Origin of the sequence: Bartonella capreoli (genome assembly GCF_902813205.1) — a bacterium.
Taxonomy (GTDB): Bacteria; Pseudomonadota; Alphaproteobacteria; order Rhizobiales; family Rhizobiaceae; genus Bartonella; species Bartonella schoenbuchensis.
On sequence record NZ_CADDZX010000047.1, the window covers coordinates 1 to 1,275 of the forward strand.

The window sequence follows — 1,275 nt, forward strand, 5'->3', positions numbered from 1 at the left end:
TTTGAACTGATTGCATTGTAATCTTGCCTATCCAAATATATTGGCATCCATCCAACACAAGAAGTGTATTCATTTCTTACACACCCACTCAGAAAGATCAGAGCGCACATCAACATCACTTCTTTTTAACTTCATCTTCTACTTCAACTCGTGTTGTTGCTACTTTTAAAATTTTCTCTGTTCGTTTGCACCGTTCAGCTTTTTTTCCAAGACGAAAAACCTTAGCTAAAGTCACAAAAAAAGTGGCTCCCTGCTGAGAATATGAAAGGAAGGCGTGATGCTACAACAGAGTTTCGTGTGCCTTTATCATCTGAAGCATTAAAAGTAATTGAACAAGCCCGTTATCTCTCCAAAAGTGATTTTATCCTTTCTGTTACCGGTCATGATCCTCTTGGTGGAAGTAATATATTACAGCATATGAAACGTGCTAGACTTGAAGCACGTCCCCATGGATTTCGTTCTAGTTTACGCGATTGGCTCGCTGAAACAACCGATACCCCCTTATGAGGTCACTGAAACCATTCTAGGTCACACGGTGGGCGGTAAAGTAGAGCGTGCCTATCGTCGTACTGATTATCTAGAACAGCGCCGGATCTATATGGATAAATGGGCGGCTTATGTCACCGATCAATCCTTAAGATATGAGGTGTATAACCCCATTATTTGTGGATAACTTTAGCTCTCTTGTCTCACATATCATCTCAATAAGATTCATCACATATCACATCAGATTTTATATGATAAAATATTGTTTTATATAAATAAAATACCTTAAAAAATGAACCAAAATATGGTTAATAAACAGTTATGATTTGTTGCCATTTTTATAGTGAAAAAATTTTATAATGACAGAAAATGATGTTCTTTTGACAGACCGTGAAAGTGCAAAATTGCTTCATATGAGTGTTTCAACATTCTACCGTCATGTAACCAATGTCTCTCTTCCAAAACCCCTAAAATTTGGTTTTTTATCGCGTTGGTTATAATCGGATCTGATCAATGTAATAGAACAAGCGAAACAGCAACGTTATAACGACGCGGCATAAAAAGAACATCTTGTCACGTAAGGATAGACAAGGCTTTTCATTTTCACACGAAGCTTACGAAGTGCAAAATCCATCCTGTGATGCAAGTAACAGGATTACTTAAGTGTATTCCCTACATCATATTGCTTCACATACAGCGTTGAGATGGTGGAATGAGCAAAAAAACCACCCTTCCAAGCAAAAGCAAGGAAGGGGAATTGTTGGTCTTCAAATGCAGAAAGACTTAAGG

2 pseudogenes are annotated in these 1,275 nt (G+C 37.6%); both read left to right on the forward strand.

Annotated elements, in window-relative coordinates:
- Positions 1 to 246: 246 nt before the first annotated feature.
- Positions 247 to 673, forward strand: a pseudogene (locus tag J7R05_RS09355) (site-specific integrase); the annotation flags it as partial.
- A 172-nt stretch (positions 674 to 845) separates the two neighbouring features.
- Positions 846 to 983 (forward strand): annotated as a pseudogene (locus J7R05_RS07150) (helix-turn-helix transcriptional regulator); the annotation flags it as partial.
- Positions 984 to 1,275 lie beyond the last annotated feature (292 nt).